Below are 20,782 nucleotides of genomic sequence, written 5' to 3'. Positions count from 1 at the left end.
TTCTCCCTTAAGGTTAAATGGCTTTTCGTTGGAAGTAGTAATACCCACCAAGGAAAAATAGGATGAAGCCACCACCGACAACTGTTAACAATTGCTCCCATGGTACAAAAAACACATCGTCTGTGCTGCCACCAATATACATCATCGAAAAGGGCTGTGCCCAAGGATAGTAAGGTCCAATACGTTCAGAGTTAATAGCAAAAATAGAGGGTAATGTAAATACCACATTGACTGCAAAAGGAGCGGCAAAACTTTTAAACATAATCGACATCCATAATTGAAGGGCTACTAAAGGCAATGTCGCTACCCATCCTCCCACAATACTTTTCCACACAATCTCCATTGGGAAAGGATCCGTATAGCCCTTGATCATCCCAACAGTAAAAACTGAACATAAATACAATAACTGCATCGCCATAACAAGCAGTACAATTAACACATATTTAGCGACAAATATTTCCCCCCTCGTTACAGGTAATGCTAATAGCTGCTTCCAGCCTCCAGATTGATGTTCATACCTACAGATGAGACTAGCAAAGACCCCCGTAATTAGTGGTAAAAATAATAAAGCATATGTTAAATTCATGGAGAACAAAGCAATATACCATTCATTGATTGCTACTCCTGACATATTATCTTCTAAATTGGCCGATAATCCGATAAATAGCCCAATAATGGGTCCTGCTAAAATGATCGGTACCATCTTTGATTTACGTAGCTTATACCATTCAGCTCGCAGTATAGCCGTCATTTACTTCACGTCCCTTCTTGCAAAATCAATCATACCAACCATATAGAGGAAGATACCTACTCCTACTCCTAACATGACATTGATGGTCGGCTCATCCCATTGATTCATCAATGACGGCCATTTCCATATCATCCAATCTGGTAAAACATAGGAAGAATAGGCAAAAATCACTCCGAAAATACCTACAGTAATAGGTATACCTTGATTATGGCAAACACTTGCAATCCACAGTTGGAGAGCTAGAATTGGCAATGCTGCTAGAGCTGGAAAGTAACTATACTTGGCGAGCTCTAAGTAAGGTATCGGTTCACTTAAGCTTAAAAATAGTCCGTAACTCAGTGTGAAAAGCATCAACAGTGTTGAAGACAAAAATAACAGAATCGCCAATACTGTAAATTTAGATAAATACACGGATAGTTTAGAAACAGGTAAGGCGATGAGCTGTTTCCACGCATTTGTCTCGTTTTCAATACTTGCCATGAATGACGTTAGGATAGCAATACCTAGTACAATGGCTAGCGGTGTAAAGGAATGAATATTTTGTAAAAAATAACCCCAATCATCATCGCTCTGCTGTAAAAGGTAGTCTTTCCTCACACCGTAATTGACCATTTGCAGAGCAACTACACCAACGGGACCTAAAATTGTTAAAAACCATAAACCTTTGCGTTTAATTTTTAAAAAATCAGCAGTTAATAATTTACCTATCATAGCACTAGCTCTCCCGCCGTCATTTGCAGGAAAATATCCTCCAATGAGCGTTTCTCTTCCTCTACTCGAAATACTGAAATACCCTCCTGAACAAGTACCTGAACAATATGGGCTACTTTTTCGTCAGAGCATTCCTCTAAGAAAATGGCACCATCCTGATAGTCTGCCTTAATGCCATTTGCTAATAGAGAACGCCATCCTTTTTCGCTATTGCTAACTTTAAAAATAACCTTTGGTTGTGCAAATTTACGCATTTCCTCAATGGAATCTTGAAAAATCAATGTTCCCTTAGAAACAATGCCTACCTGTGTAGCCATTTGATCGATTTCTGATAATAAATGGCTGGAAATAATAATGGTCATGCCGTATTCCTTCGGTAGTCTTTTAATTAAATTGCGAATTTCAATAATACCTGAAGGATCAAGACCATTCGTTGGCTCATCTAAAATGAGTAACTCTGGGTTGTGCAATAAAGCAGCAGCAATCCCAAGACGTTGTTTCATTCCTAGTGAAAAGCCCTTTACTTTCTTGTTGGCAACTTCCTTCAAACGGACAATTTGCAGAACTTCATCGATTCTAGATTTAGGCACGCCTAGTATTTTTCGTAGGGCCTCCAAGTTCTCATAGGCTGTCAAATGGGGATAGTAAGATGGATTTTCAACTAATGAGCCCACGTTCGCTAAAATTTGAATACGGTCCTTCGCAATGTCCTTTTGAAAAATTTTTATTGTCCCTGAGGATGGTTTCATTAGACCAAGAAGCATGCGAATCGTTGTTGTTTTCCCCGCTCCATTAGGTCCTAAAAATCCGTAAATTTCACCTTTGCGTATTTGCAAATTTATATTTGATACAGCTTGTTCTTTTCCAAAGTATTTTGATAAGTTTTGTGTTTGTACGATAAATTCCAATATCCTCACCTCATTAACTATCATAAGAATAGAAGTTTAAAAACAGGTAAGGGCTAAGTTTAAATTTTGTTTAAAAAGCATTTTTTCCATAAAAAATCTGCGAGCTTTTACTGATCAAGCTTCGCAGATGGATTTGCATGTTTTATTATAATTTTTGTACCCGATGGTTCTGAACAAATATCCCACTCTAAATGCAAGCCCTTTACCATAACATCTACAATGGATAGGCCAATCCCTGCACCCTTTGCATTCGATTCATTTTTCATACCATTTCCCTGATCCTCAATAATAAATGCCGTATAACTACCTGTTGACTCTGTTTTCACACCTATATATTTCCCGCTATTGGCGTGTCGCAGTACATTTTGGAAAAGATTATCTAATATACGCCCTAACCAAATGGGGTCTACACACCATTCTTGATGTTCGAATGCTTGTAGCTCAATATCTATGGTAAATCCCTCACGCTCAAAAACTGGGTACCATGTCGTCAGGTGCTCTCGAACAAAACGAATAGCATTGATTTCTTTCGGTTCAAATTTATATTTACTTGCCATGAGCAATGTGTAGGACATTAGATTTTCAATTAAAGCATCAATATTCACGATAGATGTTTCCATCGCCCGTAACGCCTGCTTACCTTCCTCTGACAATGTTTCTTTGCTAATGGAGTAAGATTGAGCTCTTACCTTTGTTAAAGGTGTCCGCAAATCATGTGAAAGATTCGCAATTAGCTCTCGTCTTAGTTGCTCTTCTTTTTGCTGACGTTGTTTGCTTTCTCTTAGCTCACAAACCATTCTGTTGAAACTATGCTCCAGTTGCCCAATTTCGTCCTTTTTTTTCACATGGATTTCAATAGGTAAACCATCTACATCCCGTATTTCCATGGCATCTTGAAGATGTAAAAGTCTCTTTCGGATTCCTTTGAAAAATAACAAGGAGACGACAATGAAAAAAAGAATAATCGCAATCACACCAAAAAATAAGAGGTTGCCGTAGTTTTCATAAATATTGATAAGTGGTGGATTAAATACGTTTCTTGGAACTTCTAACACAATAAAACCATTGGATACATCATCACCTAAGAAAGCAATAACAGTAAATGGATCTCCTCCATATCGCTGTTTTATAAATTTAGTAGTAAATGCAGGTGTCCACTTTGCTGGAAGCTCCTCCTGCACATTTACCGTAGTCAATAATGTCCCGTCTTCACTTACCCAGAACATAGAAGCCGTAGGTAATTGCTCTTGCCACTTTTGAAAAAGCTGGGTAATGGCATCATTTGATACATTGTTTATATTTTTAGACTGAGCATGCCATTGCTCCTCAATTTCACTTTCCAAAAGGATCTCACTAGAAAACTCTCCTACCCCTGTCTTCCTAATTCCTAATACAAACATAGCTGTCCCCATATAAGAAATTTGAACAATGGATAAGGCTAATATAATGATCAACATATATTTAGCTAGTAGTGATCGGAAGAATTTCATAGTTTCACCCTATACCCAATCCCTCGAATCGTTTCGATAATCATTGGCTTTGCAGGATTTATCTCTATCTTTTCTCTTAAATATCGAATATGTACCATCAATGTTTTATCACCTTCGATATAGCTTTCACCCCAAACGCCCTCATAAAGTTGCTCTTTCGTTAAAATTTGATTGAGGTGGCGAATAAAATACTGTAAAAGATAAAACTGTTTACCCGTCAAGAGAATTTCTTCTTCAGTCAATGTATTAATAATTCTCATATCTTTTGTATACATTTTAAGATGCTGTAGTTCCAGCACATCATCATTTTTTTGGTATCTTCTCAGTAATACTTCAAGCCTTGCTACTAGTTCATCTGGATGGAAAGGCTTTGTTAAATAATCATCTGCGAAATTCAAGCCTTCTATTTTATCTTCGACTGCCGTTCTCGCCGATAGCATTAGAATCGGGAGTTCTTTATTTTCCCTTTTAATTCTTTTACCGATGGAAAATCCGTCTAACCCAGGTAACATCACATCCAGTATGGCAATATCCTTTGAGGCAATATGTTGCTCAATACCATCCCCAGACTCTAGCCATGTTACCTCATAGCCCCTTTCAGTTAAATCTTTACTAACCCAATGTCCTATTTCCTTTTCATCCTCTATGTATAATATACGAATCAATGTTTCACCCTCCTTATGCCTATATTGAAAGATATACTAAAATACCATATTTTGCATTATACATTTATCTTAAAATGAAGTACAAGATAAATTCCATACATGGTTATTATATGGTAATCTTCTACTTATTTTCTTCCTATTTTTTATGAGGGCATGAAAAAACGCAACTTTTTATTGCTTGAAAAAGTTGCGTTTTCTGTTTACAGAATGTTGTATAGCTTGAATCGAACATTCCACTCCGTAGACCTATCTATTGTTTTGCCCCTGCTTGAATAAGAATGTTGCTAATTTCCTGAAATCCTCGAGATTGTGCATGCTGAAGGGGGGAGATTCCCTTTGCATCTGCCAAATGAACATCCGCTCCATGTTCAATCAATACATGAATAGCTTCCTGATATTTGGGGCCACCATCCCCATAGATGATTGCTTCTAACAATGCCGTCCAGCCTGGTTTATTCATATGGTTTACATCGACATTTGTATACTTAAGAATTTCTCGAACATTCTCTACATAACCATGCTCTGCTGCGGGAAAATATTTAATTCAATATCTTCATCAGCTATTAATTTGTAGACGGCCTCTCGATCTCCCTGTTCGGCCGCTTGTAGTAGCTGATTTCCCACTAGTCCAACTTCTTTTTGAATATCCTTATGGTCGTTTGATGTACACGCTTGGAGGAGGAACACGATTCCTAAACATACTATGAACCATTTTTTTATCATGTCAGTGTTTAGCTCCTTTTGGCTATTGCATCGTACTTTTATGTTGTAATGGATCTCTCCGCAGCTTTCCTATTCGTTTCATCGAGATAGCGCTTCTTACGATGAGGACCAATGCTCCAAATAAATACGGGAGATTCAAATGAAGATCAAATAATATTCCAGCAAGTACGGGTCCAAAAATTTGCCCGAGACACATATAAGCATTGTTTAAGCCTGCCACAAAGCCCTGTTCATTCCCTGCCTCTTTCGATAAAAGAGTATTAATGGTCGGCCGTAAAATATTATTAAATGAGAAGTATAGCATCGTTATTACCATGATGTAGTAAAAATTAGCGGACAGCAGTAAAAGGACGAGCGCCGTAGCCGAAAATAGAAGCATACTACTAATAATATGCTTTTCTTCAAACTTTTTAGTAAGCCAGCTTGTTAATAATAATTGATTCACTGTTCCAACGAAGGAACAAACCATAAATAAAATAGAAATTTGTCTTGTTGTAAAACCATACTTCTGTGTGACTACTAACGGATAAGCAGTTTCAAAGTGAGCCAGTCCAAACGTCAGTGAAAATACCATAAATAGTAAAATAAAATAGGGAGATTTAATAGATTGTGCAAGCTGTTGAAATATATTTTCCTTTTTTAAATTTGATTCAACATATCGTGTAGTCCTTTGTGATTCAGGTAATAAAAATAAACAGCTAATGGCTGCTAAAACACCAACAATAGCTGACGTAAAGAACGGAGCTCTTGTACCTAACTCTGCTAACAGCCCTCCTAAGCCTGGTCCAACAATAAATCCTGAAGACATGGATGCCCCTAAAAATGACATCGCCCTCGATCGCTTTTCTTCAGTGGTAATATCTACGATGTAAGCCATTATAGAAGGAACCAATGCTGCTGATCCCATCCCCCCAATAAAACGTGAAATAAGAAAAATGGTGAAATTACTTGCTAGAGCTCCAACTAAATTGGATAACGCAAACAAAATTAGACCACCAATGATCATTGGCTTTCGGCCATACTTATCAGAAAACCTCCCAGCTATAGGTGAAAATAAAAATTGTGTTAATCCGAAAGCAGATACTAAATATCCTGCTGCTTTACCACTTGCACCGAACTCAATCAGCAACTGTGGAAGAATCGGTATGACAAGACCTGCACCAAGCATAGCGAGAAACATATAAACTAATAGAAGTGGAAATACGGTTTTAGTTGGCATAGTAGTTGTCCCTTTCACACATATGTGCGAAAAAATGGAGACGTATCTCCTTTTTTCTTTTATACAAATATGCTAACATGGCACTAACTATATGAAAAATATTTAAAAAATATGTTTTACTTAGGTTTTTCGAATAATAAGGAGGTGCACTTTTAATTGGATATTCGACAACTACGATATTTTATTGCGATTGTAGAGGAAAAAAAGATTTCTGCTGCGGCCGAAAGGCTACATATTTCTCAGCCTCCATTAAGCCAGCATTTAAAAGCGATGGAGGAAGAACTAGGCTCAAAACTAGTGGAGAGAAGTGGAAAATATTTTGAAGTCACTGAGGCTGGAAAAACCTTATATAAATACGCACTTCAGGTTGCTCAATTAATGGAGGAAGCTGATGCGGAAGTTAAAGATGTAGGGTTAGGCATTCATGGACGATTAACACTAGGCATTAATACGTTTTCGGTAGTTGAGCTCCCTCCATTATTACATCAATTTCAACAACACTATCCCAAGGTAACTTATAAGATCCAGCAAAATGAATCCTCTTATCTCTGTAAGCTTGTAAGAGACCGTATAGTAGAATTGGCTATCATTCGATTACCTTTAGAATTAGATGATTTCTCTGTTCTTCATATGTATACAGAGCCATTTTACTTTATTCAATCCGACAAAAATGATCGGCTAGAACATGAGGTGACACTGGCAGAAATTCAAAACTGGCCACTCCTTTTACCAAGTACTGAAGGGTTAGGCGTTCACTATTCAATATTAGAAGCCTTTTCCCGCTTCCAATTACAATCCCATATCGTGGGTGAATGTTCAGATACCGCACTTTTAATGAATTTAATTGCTACGGGATTTAGCTCCTCTATCGTACCTGAAACTATTCTAAAGCAATATGGAGATTTACCACTTCATGCATACAAAATACCGTCAGAAGAATTATCCACCTCTGTAGGACTCGTATGGTTGAAAAATCATTACTTATCAAAAGCCGCTCAAAACTTTGTTGATTTAATGAGAAGAAATTATTGTTAAATACATCACTATGTCGCTCAACAACAAGCTATTTTCAAACTGTAGACAAACTATTAAAAATATTGAGCTTGTCTACAGTCTTCTCTACAATGAAACATAGTGAAACTGTTACTTTTCTCGGGAGTCGTCGCCCTATAGGAATCCCCCACTTATTCCAAAATAGACGATCTTATTATGTGAGCTACATATGACCATTATTGAATAATTAGCATATCGTTCTCATCGAACTGCCACATATCGCCGTAAGCAACTTCCCAATAGAAGCCATTCGGATCTTGGAAGTAGCCACTATAACCACCCCAAAATACAGTTTCAGGCTCTTTAACAATTTTTGCCCCAGCCTTTTTGGCTAATGCAAAAATACTGTCCACCTCTTCTTTTGATTTACCATTATAAGCAAGAGTAATTCCACCAAAGCCATGGCCAATTTCAGGTGGGTTTGCTTCATTAATATCTTTAGCCAATCTTTTAATTGGAAATAGTGATATTTTTGTCCCTCCATTATTAAAGAACATAACATCAGGATTTGTTTCCTCTCCGTAAACTACAACCTCAAAACCTAAACCATCTCGATAAAAAGCGAGAGACTCCACCATATCTTTAACACCTAATGTAATCAAATTTAAACGATTCATCTTCCTACCCCTTTTACAGTAATACTACTTTAATTCTGCTTAAAAAGAAAAAACCCTTTTATTATGAGATTCCCTCTCTGTCCCGTTGCTTTTTGTATAGCAATCATCGTTAGACATTAGTTTAGCTACTAGAAACGTCCTCCGTTTGTAAATATGACAAATGAAAAAAATTATTCCCCCCAAACCTTTGTCAACTCACAAAAGTTACCTTAACGTTTCTATGAAACAAAAATGTACGTACTTTTTTTTACCCTTATAGGACATCATAATGAAGGAGCAATAAGCAATCAAAACAATTGGAGGAATCACAATGATTAATCATTTACAAGATACAATCACATTAAATAACGGTTTACAAATGCCTGGTATAGGATTAGGTGTTTTCCAAGTAGCAAATGACGCTACTGCTGAAATGGTTAAAAACGCTATAGAGGTTGGCTATCGTAGCATCGATACTGCTGCTATTTATGGCAATGAAGCTGGTGTAGGGGAAGGCATTAAACAGGCGCTAGTATCGACTGGCTTACATCGCGAAGATCTGTTTATAACATCAAAAGTGTGGAATGACGGATTAAGCTACGATGAAACGATTGTTGCCTATGAAGAGAGTCTACAAAAATTAGGCTTAGATTATTTAGATCTTTACCTGATTCATTGGCCAGGTAAAGATAAGTTTGCTGAATCTTGGAAAGCTCTTGAAGACCTATATGAACAAGGGAAGATCAAAGCAATTGGCGTATGTAACTTCACTGTGGCACACTTGGAAAACTTATTATCGTTTGCTCGTATTAAACCTGTTGTAAATCAAGTGGAATTCCACCCACGCTTACAGCAAGTGGAGCTTCGTTCATTCTGTAAAGAGCACCAAATTCAACTTGAAGCATGGGCTCCTTTAATGCAAGGTGGGCTTCTTGAAGATGAAACGATTTCAAAAATAGCAACAAAATACGGAAAATCAAACTCTCAAGTTATTCTGCGCTGGGATGTACAAAATGGCGTGATTACTATCCCTAAATCTGTGCGTAGAGAACGCATGATGCAAAACGCCGATATCTTTGACTTTACTTTAACAGACGCAGAAATGGCTATCATCAATGCGATGAATCTTGAACAACGAGTTGGACCTAATCCTGATGAATATGACTTTGCTTTATAAGCATTAAAAAGGAAAAGAGACTGTCTTTTGTATGACAGTCTCTTTCCCCCTCATTACGATGTTTGCTGCATAGCTATATCATCATCACGTTGTTTTAACAGTACATCTTCGCCTTTATCCTGTAATACTTCAACATGCTTCTCGCCCCAAGTGCAAAGCATGTTTAAAATAGGTTCCATTCCTTGTCCATAAGGCGTTAAGGAATATTCAACTTTCGGTGGCACTTGATTGAAGACCTTTCGAAGGATTAATCCAGCTTGCTCTAACTCTCTTAATTGACTAGTGAGCATTTTTTGCGAGATTCCTGGAATCAATCGTCGAAACTCATTTGTACGAATTTTACCATGGTGATTTAAATGACAAAGAATGACTGGTTTCCATTTACCACCAATGACTTCAAGTGTAGCTTCTACACCAATATTATAAATTTTTTGCATTGTAAACCCCCGTAATATTCAAAAGTAACCAAAAGTACTCTACATATCTTATAGGTATGTATGAATATTACTACACATGATAAAAAAAATCAAAGGAGATATAAGTAGTATGTCACAATCAAAAAAGCCAAATGCTAAATTAACTTTACTAGCACTTGCAATCAGTGCTTTCGGAATAGGGTCCACTGAATTTATCAGCGTTGGGCTTTTACCATTAATTACAAATGACTTCGGTATTTCTTTAAGCACAGCTGGCTTAACTGTTTCAATATACGCATTAGGCGTTACTGTTGGAGCTCCATTATTAACAGCCTTAACATCTCGCCTTAGTCGAAAAACTGTTTTATTGCTTGTCATGACAATCTTTATAATTGGGAACTTAACCGCAGCTATGGCACCAAATTTCTCAATTTTATTAATAGGACGTATTATTTCAGCATTAGCACACGGTGTGTTTATGTCCATCGCTTCTGTCATAGCGGCTGATGTAGTTGAACCAAATAAACGCGCAAGTGCTATTGCCTTTATGTTTACTGGACTAACATTGGCTACTGTGACTGGTGTCCCACTGGGTACATTTATTGGACAAGTAACAGACTGGCGTATGTCGTTCATCTTTATTGTTATTATAGGAATAATTGGTTTAATTAGTAATGCTTTGTTAGTACCAAGCCAATTATCAAAAGGTAACCCAATCTCAATTCGTGATATCGGTAAAGTATTAGGTAATATTCGAATGTTATTAATCCTTTTCATTACAGCAATTGGATACGGTGGCGCATTTGTTGTTTACACGTATGTTTCACCTATATTAGAGCAATATATGGGTTATTCGCCACACGCGGTCGTTATTATATTAGTTGTCTATGGTATTTGCGTGGCTATTGGTAATACACTAGGAGGCCATTTTGCAAATCAAAATCCACTTCGTTCCATCTTTATTATTTTTGTAGGACTTGCATTAGCTTTACTTGGCATTGGCTATACTCTTGAATCGCCAATTATCGGGTTAATCATGGTACTAATAATGGGCCTATTTATGTTCATGAATGTCCCAGGCTTGCAACTATATGCAGTTATACTGTCTGAAAAATATATACCATCAGCTATTTCAATGGCCTCTGCATTGAATATTTCTGCTTTCAATATTGGTATATTTTTAGGTTCCTATATTGGAGGCTTTATTATTCGTCATCAATCATTAGCACACACGCCTGTTTATGGATTCTTTATGGTTATGCTTGCAGCGATCGTTACACTCTTATGGCTACTTTTTGATAAAAAGAAACAATAGTGCTCTAAACTTCATTTTGTATAAAAAAGATGTAGAAAATATGTATTGTTTGTTTTTATGTTGTATCCTATAATTTATTTGAATCAAACGAGAATGATTATCATTCTAAATTAAGATAACATTCAATCTGTTTTAGTAAATTTATAGGAGTGAATTGCCATGCGTATCAGTCGATATTTTACATTTGTACTTTTCCTTGTACTGATGTTCGTTTTAAGTGCCTGTGGTTCAAATGAAGCACAAACAAATTCCGAAAATGAGAATCCACCAAAAGAAGATACACGAGTTGTAGAAGATGAGTTTGGCGAAGTAACAATTCCAACAAATCCACAGCGAGTAGCAGCCATCTATATGGAAGATTATTTAACTGCCCTAGATGTCAAACCCGTTGTGCAATGGTATCACCCATCCTGGGGGAAACAAGATTATTTAGGCTTAGACGTACCTGAGTTTGACGTTACAGGTAGTATGGAAACATTACTTCAAGCTAAGCCGGATTTAATCATTGTAGATGGTGCCGCAGATAAGGCAAAGTATGAAGAATATTCTAAGATTGCGCCTACTTATCGCTTAAAAGAAGAAATACTACAAGATCCACGGGAGATTGTAAAAACGATAGCTGATGTTTTAAATATTCCTGAGAAAGCAAATGAAATCGTTGATAAATATGAGGAACGTGTTACTAATTTAAAAGCTACGTTAGATGAATCAGTTGGTGACGAAACTGTTGGCGTTGTTCGTCTAAATGTTGCCGATAAAACATTGGCATTATTCGGAATGAAGAATCGTTACACGGGATACATTTATACGGAAGCTGGTTTAACTCCACATCCATTAGCTCGTGATATGACAGAGTTCCACGAGGTCTTGTCTGAAGAAGCTATTCCAGAATTGGATGCTGATCATATTATACTCTTCCCTTCAAATGGCACTTGGGAAACCGAGGAAAATCAAGAGGCGATTAAATGGTTAGATAGTACACTTTGGAAAACAGTTCCTGCTGTAAAAAATGGACAAGTTTATATTGCTGATCGAACTTATTGGCAGTCTGGCGCCATTACTGCAAACCTACGAAAATATGATGATCTTGAAAAATGGTTCGTGAAATAATTTACAAAAGAAAGCTCTTTAGGGGGCTTTCTTTCTGTTGTTTTCCAAATTTAAACTTTACTTAGGAGTGCATGGACAATGGGTACTTTAACACAAATCTATCATTTACAAACTATTTCATATACTATTCTACCAGCGGATATGCAGCCATATAGCCATACATACTATTCGCTTTTCATCCTTATTAGTGGTAACGGAACACTTAAGACAAATCATGAAACTATCCACCTTATGAAAGAAAAATGTGTGATTATTCCACCTAATTGCCATGTCGAAATTCACACTGCAAATGAGCCCCTCTGCTTATACCAATTGACATTTAACACGATTTATCTTAGTAAATCCCATGCCCCTACTAGTCTCTTTACAAGTGTTAGAGAACTACGTCTCCTTCCCTTTTCTCAATGCAATAGACTATTAGAAGCTATTTATCGGTGTCGTCAAGCAAAGGATGAACACACTATTTTTGAGCAGCATGTTCGTTTCCAAGAATTAATGCTATTTATTTTTGAACAAAACCAACCAAAGCCTATACTACAAAATGATCGTCAATCTGTAGAGCAATCCATTCAATATTTGCACAAACACTTTGGTAGGGATTGGACTGTTGAACAATTAGCAGAACTTGCAAATGTTCCAAGATGGAGTTACTCTCGTATTTTTAAAGATATTACGGGGCAGATTCCTCTTCATTATTTAAATAGTATACGTATTGAAAAAGCCAAACAATTATTAATGACAACTAATGATCGTGTATTTGAAATTAGTCAGTCCATTGGTTTTAATAACGAATATTATTTCAACCGTCGTTTTAAAGAGCATGTAGGTATTTCCCCAGGACAATACAGACGAAGTCAAAGTAATAATGTACGTGTATTCGCACCGTTCTTAGAGGACTTTTTTGTAGCTTTAGGTATTACACCCATTGCCCAATTTAGTCATTCCAAGTGGGGGAAACAAGACTATTTAGGTTTGCAGGATGTGCCCGATATCGATGTACAGTACGGAGAAGTGGATCGTCTCTTTCACTATAAACCAACTTTAATTATGTTAGATGCCGGTATAGAACGTTGGGAAGCTTGTCTTCATTTAAATAAGCTAGCCCCAATCTGTCACCTAGACCACCCTGGGGAAGACTGGCAATCGACCCTCTTTAAAATTGCTGACTTAACAGGAAAAACAGCTATGATGCAAGATATTATCTTGGATTACGAGGATAAGGTACAGAAGGCTCGACAAATTCTCGGTAAATCCGTTTACGGGCAAAGTGTGGCATTTCTTCGTATTTCAGCGATTGGCATTACGCTGTATGCCGGCCCTGAATGCGGTTATACAGGGCCAATCCTATACCGTGACTTAGGCTTAACGCCTCACCCATTAGTATGGAAAATACCGCTAAATCAGCGTAAAGCTCATCTGACTTCCGATCAGCTGCTACAGCTAGACGCGGATCATTTATTCATCACCTTCGACAAGCAGCACTCCATTTATGAGCATGAAGAGCGTACTATTTTAAAATCTTCCATGTGGAAAAACCTAAGTGCAGTTAAGAGCAGCTGTGTTTATGAGGTCGATTTTTTAACTTGGATGAATTATGGAATCCTATCACATAGCAAAAAAATAGATGATGTTTTAAATGTTCTTGGCTAAAGAACAACAAGGAAGCTTGCTATGGCTTCCTCTTTTGTTTGTGTAGCATAGCATGTTGTACACTCCTGTACAGAAACATCTTTATCCAAACACCTAAAAAGATCATGATACATAAGATAAGATATCAGCTTTTGGATAGGAGGAATTGAATTGTATTATAATCCTTATCCGTATTTTGTTCACCCCTACCATTACCCAATACCGTCAACGGCCCATCACCTTGTAGCTAGACCCTTTTCTCAACATTTAGCAATGCCGACCAGTAATAGTCCCTTTCCCTCTATTGATACACAAAAATTAATATCTTCAGCTACGCGGATAAAGGCGATTATGCAACAAGCACAATTACTTACGGATAAAATTGATAGTTCTCAACAATTTGCCCATGATTTAAAAAATGCTGCACAACTTTCAAATAAAACAGAGGTCGAAAAATTGATTACATCCACAGGCATCACTACAAAATTCGAAACCAACTATACACCAGATAATTTTAGAATACAGCTTATGGATAGTGATTGCTGTAGAGTAACGTTAATTTTAAATTGGTAAATAAAAATTTTAACCATGTAATCCTATAAAAGTTGTTAACTATAAAAATATATGCTAAAGTATTTGTACTGTTATTTCTGAAAATTCTTATATTCTATTTCTTATCAAGAGAGACGGAGGGATCGGCCCGATGAAGTCTCAGCAACCAGCTCAATCAGTATGGTGCTAATTCCTTTTGGCAAAATCTAAGCCTGAAAGATGAGAAGACGAACTACCCACGTATGATTTAGGGAGTCCTCTTCTATAGAGGACTCTTTTTTATTTACCATTACTTTTAGAAAGCAGGAAATTAAATGTCTAATGAACTTTTACAAGCATTGCACTTACTAAAATCAAAACAATGGGTCGATTTGACACATACCTTTGGCCCACATTCACCTCATTTTTTCATGTTTGAAGATGCTAAATTTGAAACATTATTCTCGCATGATGACGGTTTTTTCGCACAGCAATTTACATTCCCCGGACAATATGGAACACATATTGACCCACCTATTCACTTTGTAAGAAATACTCGTTTTCTAGATGAACTAGAGCTAAAGGAGCTAGTTCTCCCGCTTATCGTTATTGATAAATCACAAGAGGCTACTAGTAATCATGACTTTACGCTCAGTGTCCAAGATATTCTAGAATTCGAGGCACAACATGGACAAATAGAAGAAGGTACTTTTGTGGCACTGCGAACAGATTGGAGTAAGCGTTGGCCCGATAAAGAAGCCTTCAATAATAAAGATGTGGATGGCCATAATCATCTTCCAGGCTGGGGCTTGGAGGCATTACAATTTTTATTCAAGGAACGTAAAGTAAGTGCAATTGGTCATGAAACTTTTGATACCGATTCTGCTACTGATTTTCGTCAAAGCGGCAAATTGGATGGAGAATATTTTGTCCTTGATCAAGACACCTATCAAATTGAGCTTATGACTAATTTGGACAAGCTTCCTCCAAAAGGGGCTATTATTTTTAATATTGTACCTAAGCCTGAAAAAGCATCTGGATTCCCTGTTCGATCATTTGCCATTTTGCCATAACAAAAAGTCGGTACACTCATACCGACTTTTACTTTTGTACGTTTCTTTTTTTCAATAGATAATAAACGATTAACATGACAAGGACAAACAGTAAGATGACATAAATACTATAATGGGATAAATAGTAACCGACGAATCGCCACTTCTCCCCTAATACTTTTCCTAATGTTATAAATGTGAACGTCCAAATAAATGCTCCTGTATAAGCAAAGAATGCGAATTTTTTATAGGGATAATTATTAATAGCCGCAATATAAGCTGTCAGATGGCGTACACCTGGAATAAAATAACCAACTATTAATAAAAAAGGACCTACTTTCGTAAACATTTTTTTAGTAAAATCAATTTTTTCCTCAGTTATATGAAACTTTGGCCCATATTTCTGCAAGAGCGGTAAGCCAAATCGGTGGCCGATATAGTAGCTTAAAGTAATACCTCCCATGGCACCAATCAGGGCGCTTACTAACGCTGGGATATGTTCAAGACTTTCTCGATAAACACTATAGCCTACATAAGTTAAAAATACTTCATCAGGAAGTGGCAACCCAACAATGCCTCCAATTAGGATCACAATGATGCCAAAATACCCGTAATGTTCAATTAGAGATTGCACATGTTGCGCCATTTTCCAACCACCTAACACCTTTTCTATACAGTCATAACAGTAAAATTGCTCAAGCAAATATGTCGTAAAATAATGTGAAGCTGACGTAAAGCAAAATCTATGCCACCTTCAATAGATTTCTTTGTAACAAAATCTGCAGCATTTTTTAGAGCTTGGCTCCCATTTCCCATGGCTACCCCGAGACCAACCTGCTCTAGCATATCTATATCATTCTCTCCATCTCCAAAAGCTATTGCATCCTTAAAATTAATTTCAAAATAATCTAGTACAGCCTTTACAGCTATCGACTTGGACACATCCTGCTGTAAGACATTCACAATATAAGGATGCCATCGTTGCCGTAATATATTCGAAAATTGACAAGCTAATCTTTTTTCAGCCTGCTCATCTGCATAAAGACACATAAGAAAAACCTCTTCTTCTATAATGCTGTCATTTCTAACGGGAAAATCACGTAAAGACAATGTCTCTTGCATCGCGCTTAACGCTAACGGATTTTGTATAGCATTCATCGTAAGTTGTTCTGTAAAAAATGTTAAGGAATGCTGTTGTTGCTGTGCAAAAGCTTGAACATTTTGAACAATGCCCTTTTCAATCGGAATTTTATGTATGACAACATCCTTGTGCTTCACATATGCCCCATTTGCCGTAATAAAGGTTTCAATTCCCAAACTTTTCAGCCCTTCACACATGGACAACGGCCTTCCTGTCGCAGCCACTAGATGAATCCCTTTATCCTGTAGTAGATGAATGGCCTGCCTTGTACTTTCTTCCACAGCGCCATTCTCATAATTGATCAGAGTACCGTCCACATCAAAAAATACTATTTTATATGTCATTTCCTCCATCCTCTCACATCAAACTTTTGAACTATACAATTCGAATTGTCTATGAAATAAATTGTATATAATTCGACAAAATTTGCTCGAACTATATAACTTACTTTAAGTACACCGATAAATACTATTACAAGCTTATTTCTAATGATATTTAACTAATAATGTAAGGATTATTTTTAATTTAATAATTCTAAAGGAGTATACCAAAGAACACAGAATTGTTAAAATGATAGATAATGAATTAAATACATTGAACGATTATCTATTGCGTATAAATAGAACAAAAGAAATAATATTCTAGAGCATGCAAAGGAGTTGATTCTTATGGCATTTAACATCTACTACTATGAAAGTAGCGTAGATTGTAAATTTTGCAAAAAGCATTTTACAACGTATAAAGTACGCCCAAATCGATATAAAATTATCGAGGAACAAACAGATTTCATGCCCGTCTATGATGGCCTAAACCCTTTGCTGTATGAAGTTGCTGTGTGCCCACATTGTGGGTTTGCTTTCCATAAATCCATGACGCGGACATACGGACCTTTCATGCAGCTCATAGATGAACTATACATTAAAGAGCTACAGAAACCTATGAATATCTGTCAGGAACGTACAATCGATGATGCCATTATAAGCTTTAAGCTGGCCTACCTAGTATCTCGCGCATCAATGGAAGAATCGCTTTTGATGGCAAATTTCGCATTAAAAATTGCCTGGTTATATCGCTTAAAAAACGACGAGGAATCTGAAAAACGCTACCTTTTTGCTGCTAGAGATTTTTACAGTAAATCATTTGCATCTAACCAGGAAGGTGGAGAGCGAATTCAATTTTTACATGCCGAGCTAAGCCTCCGACTTGGTGATATGACAGAAGCTAAAAAAGGATTTTCTAGATTAATTGCCGATAAGAATGTCTCGCCAAAATATCGAAAGCTAGCACGTAATCGTTGGGAAAATTATAAATATGATGAACAACCTATAACCGTTAAAGAAAGCATGAATTGAGTGACGAGGAGAGGACTAGTTATGTTGCTATTTCAAAAAAAGATAGATGTGAGAGAAGAGGATATTTTTTCAGAACTGCATCATTTTTTATTAAGAAAAAATAATCGTTATTTAACAAACGAAGAGGTTGTGACGTTGACAGGTGTCTCGTCTGAGCTACTGTATAAATGGGTCAAAGCCGGAAAGTTAAAAAATTCGATATTCCCAAATTTAGGCGCCCCTTGTGAAAGATGTGGACAAATTACTCAAGCGAAAATTTGCGTGAGCTGCTCCTCCTCTATTATTGGTACCTTAAATCAAGAGGAAAAGGATCGGGCATGGTTTAAACAAATTCAACGTAACCATGTTAGAGCTAGTACGTATCATTATAAATAGTTGTTGGGCATCTCCATTTAAATGGAGATGCTTTCTTTTTTAACAATCAATCCAAATTTAAACAAAATTTAAACAAACTCCTCCTATGGTTTAAACTTTGCCCCTTATACTTAGGATCAACATAAAGAAAAGGGCTGATTTTCAATGAAACATTATAGAAAACGGAAAGCTTTATTAAGTACAGCACTGACAAGTTTAATCGTATTCAGTGGCATAACTAGTGCTTCAGCGGCTGCCCCTGCGGTAAAAGAGCAGGAAAAATACGGAGTGGTTCAGCAGGCTAGGACTACTACTGAAACATTAGAGGATTGGAAAACATGGGTGAATGATCATGCTTATAGCTTGACTTCCATTCAGCCGGAAACAGCTAGTTCGAAGAAAATCCCTTCTAATAAATTTGAGGACCTAGCAATGCTAAAGCCATTATTACATGATAAACGTATTGTCTTTTTAGGTGAAAGTTCTCATGGGGTCGCACAGTTTAATCTCGCTAAAACTCGTTTAATACAATTTTTACATCAAGAAATGGGTTACAATGTTTTAGCCTTCGAAAGTGGTCTGGGCGATGTCATGAATGCCCAAGGAAAAATTGATAAACAAGCTGCACTACAAACGATGAAGGATGCTATTTTTGGAGTATGGTGGACAAAAGAAACATTGCCTCTTTTTGAATACGCAAAAACAACTCAAGCTACAGAGAAACCTCTTGTTCTAGCAGGCTTTGATATTCAACAGCAAGGGGCATTTACGAATGGGGATTGGTTGCAAAACCCTCAATTGGCTCAGCAATTCAGTGACGCGGAAAAGCAACTCGCAGAATGGAGCTCTAGCAAAGATTTAAAAGGCTACCAGAAAGAAAAAACAGCTATTATTAACGTTTATAAACAAGTAAAAGCACAAGTTCAGACGAAAGAAAAGGAGCTTCAAAAGGCTTATCCGAATGAACTTCAAATAGTAAAGCTGATGGAGCGCACTTTAGCAGACCGTATCCGTTTGGCAGACGAATATGTAGAGCTAACAATTCAATCCACTATTGAGATGGAGCAAAATAAATATGAATCGTTTTTAACAACAATGGAGTGGCGTGATCAGGCGATGATGGAGAACTTACTTTGGCTAGCTGAAGAAGTTTATCCAACAGAAAAGTTTATCGTTTGGGCGCATAATGACCATATTCGTAAGGCACAATCAGATGTAATGGGCTCCCCATATCCAGTTAAATTAATGGGTGACCGTTTACCAGACATCTACAAAAAATATAGCTATGTATTAGGCCTATATATGACTAGCGGAGAAACTGCCAATAATATGGGTGAGACGATGCCCGTTTTACCACCAATAAAAGGATCTATCGAAGATATTGTATCCTCAGCCAACCAACCTTACACATTCATTGATTTACGTAATCGTCAAAATGAACGTGGTAACTCATGGATGTTTGAACCTCGCCTATCCTATAGCTGGGGAGTAATACAAGAAAGCCTTGTTCCACGCGATCAATATGATGGTATTCTTTTAATTGATAAGGTGAATAAACCAACATATGTAAAATAACCTTTATAATATAGCAAACTAGTATCCTAGTTTGCTATTACTTTCTAAGTCTCCATTGATAGCGTTACCCACTCTTCGTTTTGATGACCGATCAACCAGAATAAGCCTCTACGTCTTTCCATAACAATACTTTCATTCATTCCAACAGGAGCCGGTCGTTCTTGTATACGATTATCTACGCACGCCCAGTGTAATCTGAATATCTTGTCGGCTTCATCCATTATTTCTTTCTGACTACGCATCATAATTTGAAGATAAAATTGCTCAAACGTTTCGCAGTTAGAAATAACTTGAATAGCGTACTCACAATCACATACTTCATCAGGGAAATCAAGCTCTTTAACAAATCCCAGTACCCAAATCAGTATCCAATAAGCTTCATATTGCCATGAAATATTAATGGCTTCTTGTGCATTTGGTTGTTGATCATATAAAAAGGCCCTTTCATTATCCGTTAGATTTGCCTCTACTTCATATTTATGCAACATATTGATGAAGAAATCTCTTGATTCTTCAACATTTTCTCCTTGTGCCACATCACAAGCAAATTGAATAACAAATAGTAAAGCTACAGCTCTCCTAGCAATATCCTCTTTGGCTTTAAGCTGACAAGCTCCAATTGGCGGAAGTTGCGGGAGTGAATCTGTGTATGGAATACCGTTTTCTTTTAAATATGCTATCGTTTTATTCTTTCTTTGATGACCTTCTTCCGATGTCGCCTCTTGTCCCCTCACTTTCTGTGTACAAGCATAAGGCCTAAAGTTAGATGGCCCTGATTGCCCATCAGGATAAACAATGACTGCACCTTCTTTGTCTAACAAGGTACCATTTGGTAAAAATCCAATTCCTCCAATGGTTAATAGCAGACTCAAACATAACTGCATTTGTTCATCCTTTATATCATTTTCACATTCAATAGCAATGACTGTATATAACACAGAAATTTGCGTTTATACAAATTCTTTTAAATGATTAGCTCCATATGGTATACTGATGTAATTGATCATCATTCGA

23 protein-coding genes and 1 riboswitch are annotated in these 20,782 nt (G+C 36.9%); of the genes, 10 read left to right on the top strand and 13 right to left on the bottom strand.

What is annotated here, in order from left to right; translation table 11 throughout:
• Positions 1-13: 13 nt before the first annotated feature.
• The 8 genes from KVT27_RS20620 to KVT27_RS20585 form a co-directional block, all read right to left on the bottom strand.
• Positions 14-751: an ABC transporter permease gene (locus KVT27_RS20620; protein WP_217581854.1), complete on the bottom strand. Its 738-nt coding sequence runs from the start codon at positions 749-751 to the stop codon at positions 14-16.
• Entirely contained in the window at positions 752-1,462 is a 711-nt protein-coding gene (locus tag KVT27_RS20615) for an ABC transporter permease (RefSeq protein WP_036121395.1), read from the bottom strand.
• Positions 1,459-2,370 carry an ABC transporter ATP-binding protein gene (locus tag KVT27_RS20610; protein ID WP_150906659.1) on the bottom strand — a complete coding sequence of 304 codons (912 nt, stop codon included), beginning with the start codon at positions 2,368-2,370 and terminating at the stop codon, positions 1,459-1,461. The genes KVT27_RS20615 and KVT27_RS20610 overlap by 4 nt, the downstream gene beginning before the upstream one ends.
• Positions 2,371-2,477: 107 nt before the next feature.
• Positions 2,478-3,860, bottom strand: coding sequence for a sensor histidine kinase (locus tag KVT27_RS20605; protein ID WP_217581853.1), 1,383 nt, complete (start codon positions 3,858-3,860; stop codon positions 2,478-2,480).
• Positions 3,857-4,525, bottom strand: coding sequence for a response regulator transcription factor (locus tag KVT27_RS20600; protein WP_036121404.1), 669 nt, complete (start codon positions 4,523-4,525; stop codon positions 3,857-3,859). Before KVT27_RS20600 ends, KVT27_RS20605 begins: the two co-directional genes overlap by 4 nt.
• A gap of 250 nt (positions 4,526-4,775) precedes the next feature.
• On the bottom strand, positions 4,776-5,018 hold the full coding sequence (locus KVT27_RS20595) for an ankyrin repeat domain-containing protein (protein WP_338040006.1): 243 nt from the start codon (positions 5,016-5,018) through the stop codon (positions 4,776-4,778).
• A 14-nt stretch (positions 5,019-5,032) separates the two neighbouring features.
• Positions 5,033-5,248: a hypothetical protein gene (locus KVT27_RS20590; RefSeq protein ID WP_036121407.1), complete on the bottom strand. Its 216-nt coding sequence runs from the start codon at positions 5,246-5,248 to the stop codon at positions 5,033-5,035.
• Positions 5,249-5,270: 22 nt separating this feature from the next.
• Entirely contained in the window at positions 5,271-6,467 is a 1,197-nt protein-coding gene (locus tag KVT27_RS20585; protein ID WP_217581876.1) for an MFS transporter, read from the bottom strand.
• A gap of 156 nt (positions 6,468-6,623) precedes the next feature.
• On the opposite strand from KVT27_RS20585, the gene KVT27_RS20580 reads away from it, so the two are divergent.
• Positions 6,624-7,502 carry a LysR family transcriptional regulator gene (locus KVT27_RS20580; protein WP_036121412.1) on the top strand — a complete coding sequence of 293 codons (879 nt, stop codon included), beginning with the start codon at positions 6,624-6,626 and terminating at the stop codon, positions 7,500-7,502.
• A 194-nt stretch (positions 7,503-7,696) separates the two neighbouring features.
• On the opposite strand, the gene KVT27_RS20575 is transcribed toward KVT27_RS20580, so the two are convergent.
• Positions 7,697-8,137 carry a VOC family protein gene (locus tag KVT27_RS20575; protein WP_036121414.1) on the bottom strand — a complete coding sequence of 147 codons (441 nt, stop codon included), beginning with the start codon at positions 8,135-8,137 and terminating at the stop codon, positions 7,697-7,699.
• Positions 8,138-8,447: 310 nt separating this feature from the next.
• Between KVT27_RS20575 and KVT27_RS20570 the strand changes: the two genes are divergently transcribed.
• Entirely contained in the window at positions 8,448-9,293 is an 846-nt protein-coding gene (locus KVT27_RS20570; protein WP_036121415.1) for an aldo/keto reductase, read from the top strand.
• Positions 9,294-9,346: 53 nt separating this feature from the next.
• On the opposite strand, the gene KVT27_RS20565 is transcribed toward KVT27_RS20570, so the two are convergent.
• A complete protein-coding gene (locus KVT27_RS20565) occupies positions 9,347-9,730 on the bottom strand; it encodes a winged helix-turn-helix transcriptional regulator (RefSeq protein WP_036121416.1) in 384 nt (127 codons plus the stop codon).
• 109 nt (positions 9,731-9,839) lie between these two features.
• Here KVT27_RS20565 and KVT27_RS20560 point away from each other — a divergent pair, with 109 nt between their 5' ends.
• The 5 genes from KVT27_RS20560 (at position 9,840) to KVT27_RS20540 (ending at position 15,367) form a co-directional block, all read left to right on the top strand.
• Complete coding sequence (locus KVT27_RS20560; RefSeq protein ID WP_217581852.1) at positions 9,840-11,024, top strand: MFS transporter; 1,185 nt, start codon at positions 9,840-9,842, stop codon at positions 11,022-11,024.
• A 159-nt stretch (positions 11,025-11,183) separates the two neighbouring features.
• Positions 11,184-12,134, top strand: coding sequence for an ABC transporter substrate-binding protein (locus KVT27_RS20555; RefSeq protein WP_217581851.1), 951 nt, complete (start codon positions 11,184-11,186; stop codon positions 12,132-12,134).
• Positions 12,135-12,212: 78 nt separating this feature from the next.
• A complete protein-coding gene (locus KVT27_RS20550) occupies positions 12,213-13,784 on the top strand; it encodes a helix-turn-helix domain-containing protein (protein ID WP_150906653.1) in 1,572 nt (523 codons plus the stop codon).
• A 150-nt stretch (positions 13,785-13,934) separates the two neighbouring features.
• Positions 13,935-14,336 carry a YuzC family spore coat inner layer protein gene (locus KVT27_RS20545; RefSeq protein WP_036121424.1) on the top strand — a complete coding sequence of 134 codons (402 nt, stop codon included), beginning with the start codon at positions 13,935-13,937 and terminating at the stop codon, positions 14,334-14,336.
• A 98-nt stretch (positions 14,337-14,434) separates the two neighbouring features.
• A riboswitch (SAM riboswitch) is annotated at positions 14,435-14,541 on the top strand.
• A gap of 88 nt (positions 14,542-14,629) precedes the next feature.
• The gene (locus tag KVT27_RS20540) at positions 14,630-15,367 is read left to right on the top strand and encodes a cyclase family protein (RefSeq protein ID WP_036148032.1); all 738 of its coding nucleotides are present in this window, start codon (positions 14,630-14,632) and stop codon (positions 15,365-15,367) included.
• A 28-nt stretch (positions 15,368-15,395) separates the two neighbouring features.
• On the opposite strand, the gene KVT27_RS20535 is transcribed toward KVT27_RS20540, so the two are convergent.
• Positions 15,396-15,992, bottom strand: a complete 597-nt coding sequence (locus tag KVT27_RS20535; RefSeq protein WP_036121427.1) for a DedA family protein — start codon at positions 15,990-15,992, stop codon at positions 15,396-15,398.
• Between the two features lie 23 nt (positions 15,993-16,015).
• Complete coding sequence (locus KVT27_RS20530) at positions 16,016-16,831, bottom strand: Cof-type HAD-IIB family hydrolase (RefSeq protein WP_217581850.1); 816 nt, start codon at positions 16,829-16,831, stop codon at positions 16,016-16,018.
• Between the two features lie 324 nt (positions 16,832-17,155).
• Between KVT27_RS20530 and KVT27_RS20525 the strand changes: the two genes are divergently transcribed.
• From KVT27_RS20525 to KVT27_RS20515, 3 genes are all read left to right on the top strand, one after another.
• Positions 17,156-17,839, top strand: a complete 684-nt coding sequence (locus tag KVT27_RS20525; protein WP_036121430.1) for a DUF2225 domain-containing protein — start codon at positions 17,156-17,158, stop codon at positions 17,837-17,839.
• 21 nt (positions 17,840-17,860) lie between these two features.
• On the top strand, positions 17,861-18,214 hold the full coding sequence (locus tag KVT27_RS20520) for a hypothetical protein (RefSeq protein WP_036121431.1): 354 nt from the start codon (positions 17,861-17,863) through the stop codon (positions 18,212-18,214).
• A gap of 144 nt (positions 18,215-18,358) precedes the next feature.
• Positions 18,359-19,768, top strand: coding sequence for an erythromycin esterase family protein (locus tag KVT27_RS20515; protein WP_217581849.1), 1,410 nt, complete (start codon positions 18,359-18,361; stop codon positions 19,766-19,768).
• 44 nt (positions 19,769-19,812) lie between these two features.
• Here the strand turns inward: KVT27_RS20515 and KVT27_RS20510 are convergent, their stop codons facing one another.
• Positions 19,813-20,706, bottom strand: a complete 894-nt coding sequence (locus KVT27_RS20510; protein WP_309140241.1) for a DUF4272 domain-containing protein — start codon at positions 20,704-20,706, stop codon at positions 19,813-19,815.
• Positions 20,707-20,782 lie beyond the last annotated feature (76 nt).

This window comes from Lysinibacillus sp. GbtcB16 (assembly GCF_019091145.1).
Lineage (GTDB): Bacteria > Bacillota > Bacilli > Bacillales_A > Planococcaceae > Lysinibacillus > Lysinibacillus fusiformis.
The sequence above is the reverse complement of the archived record's forward strand: the minus strand, read 5'-3'. Positions and strand labels throughout refer to the sequence as shown.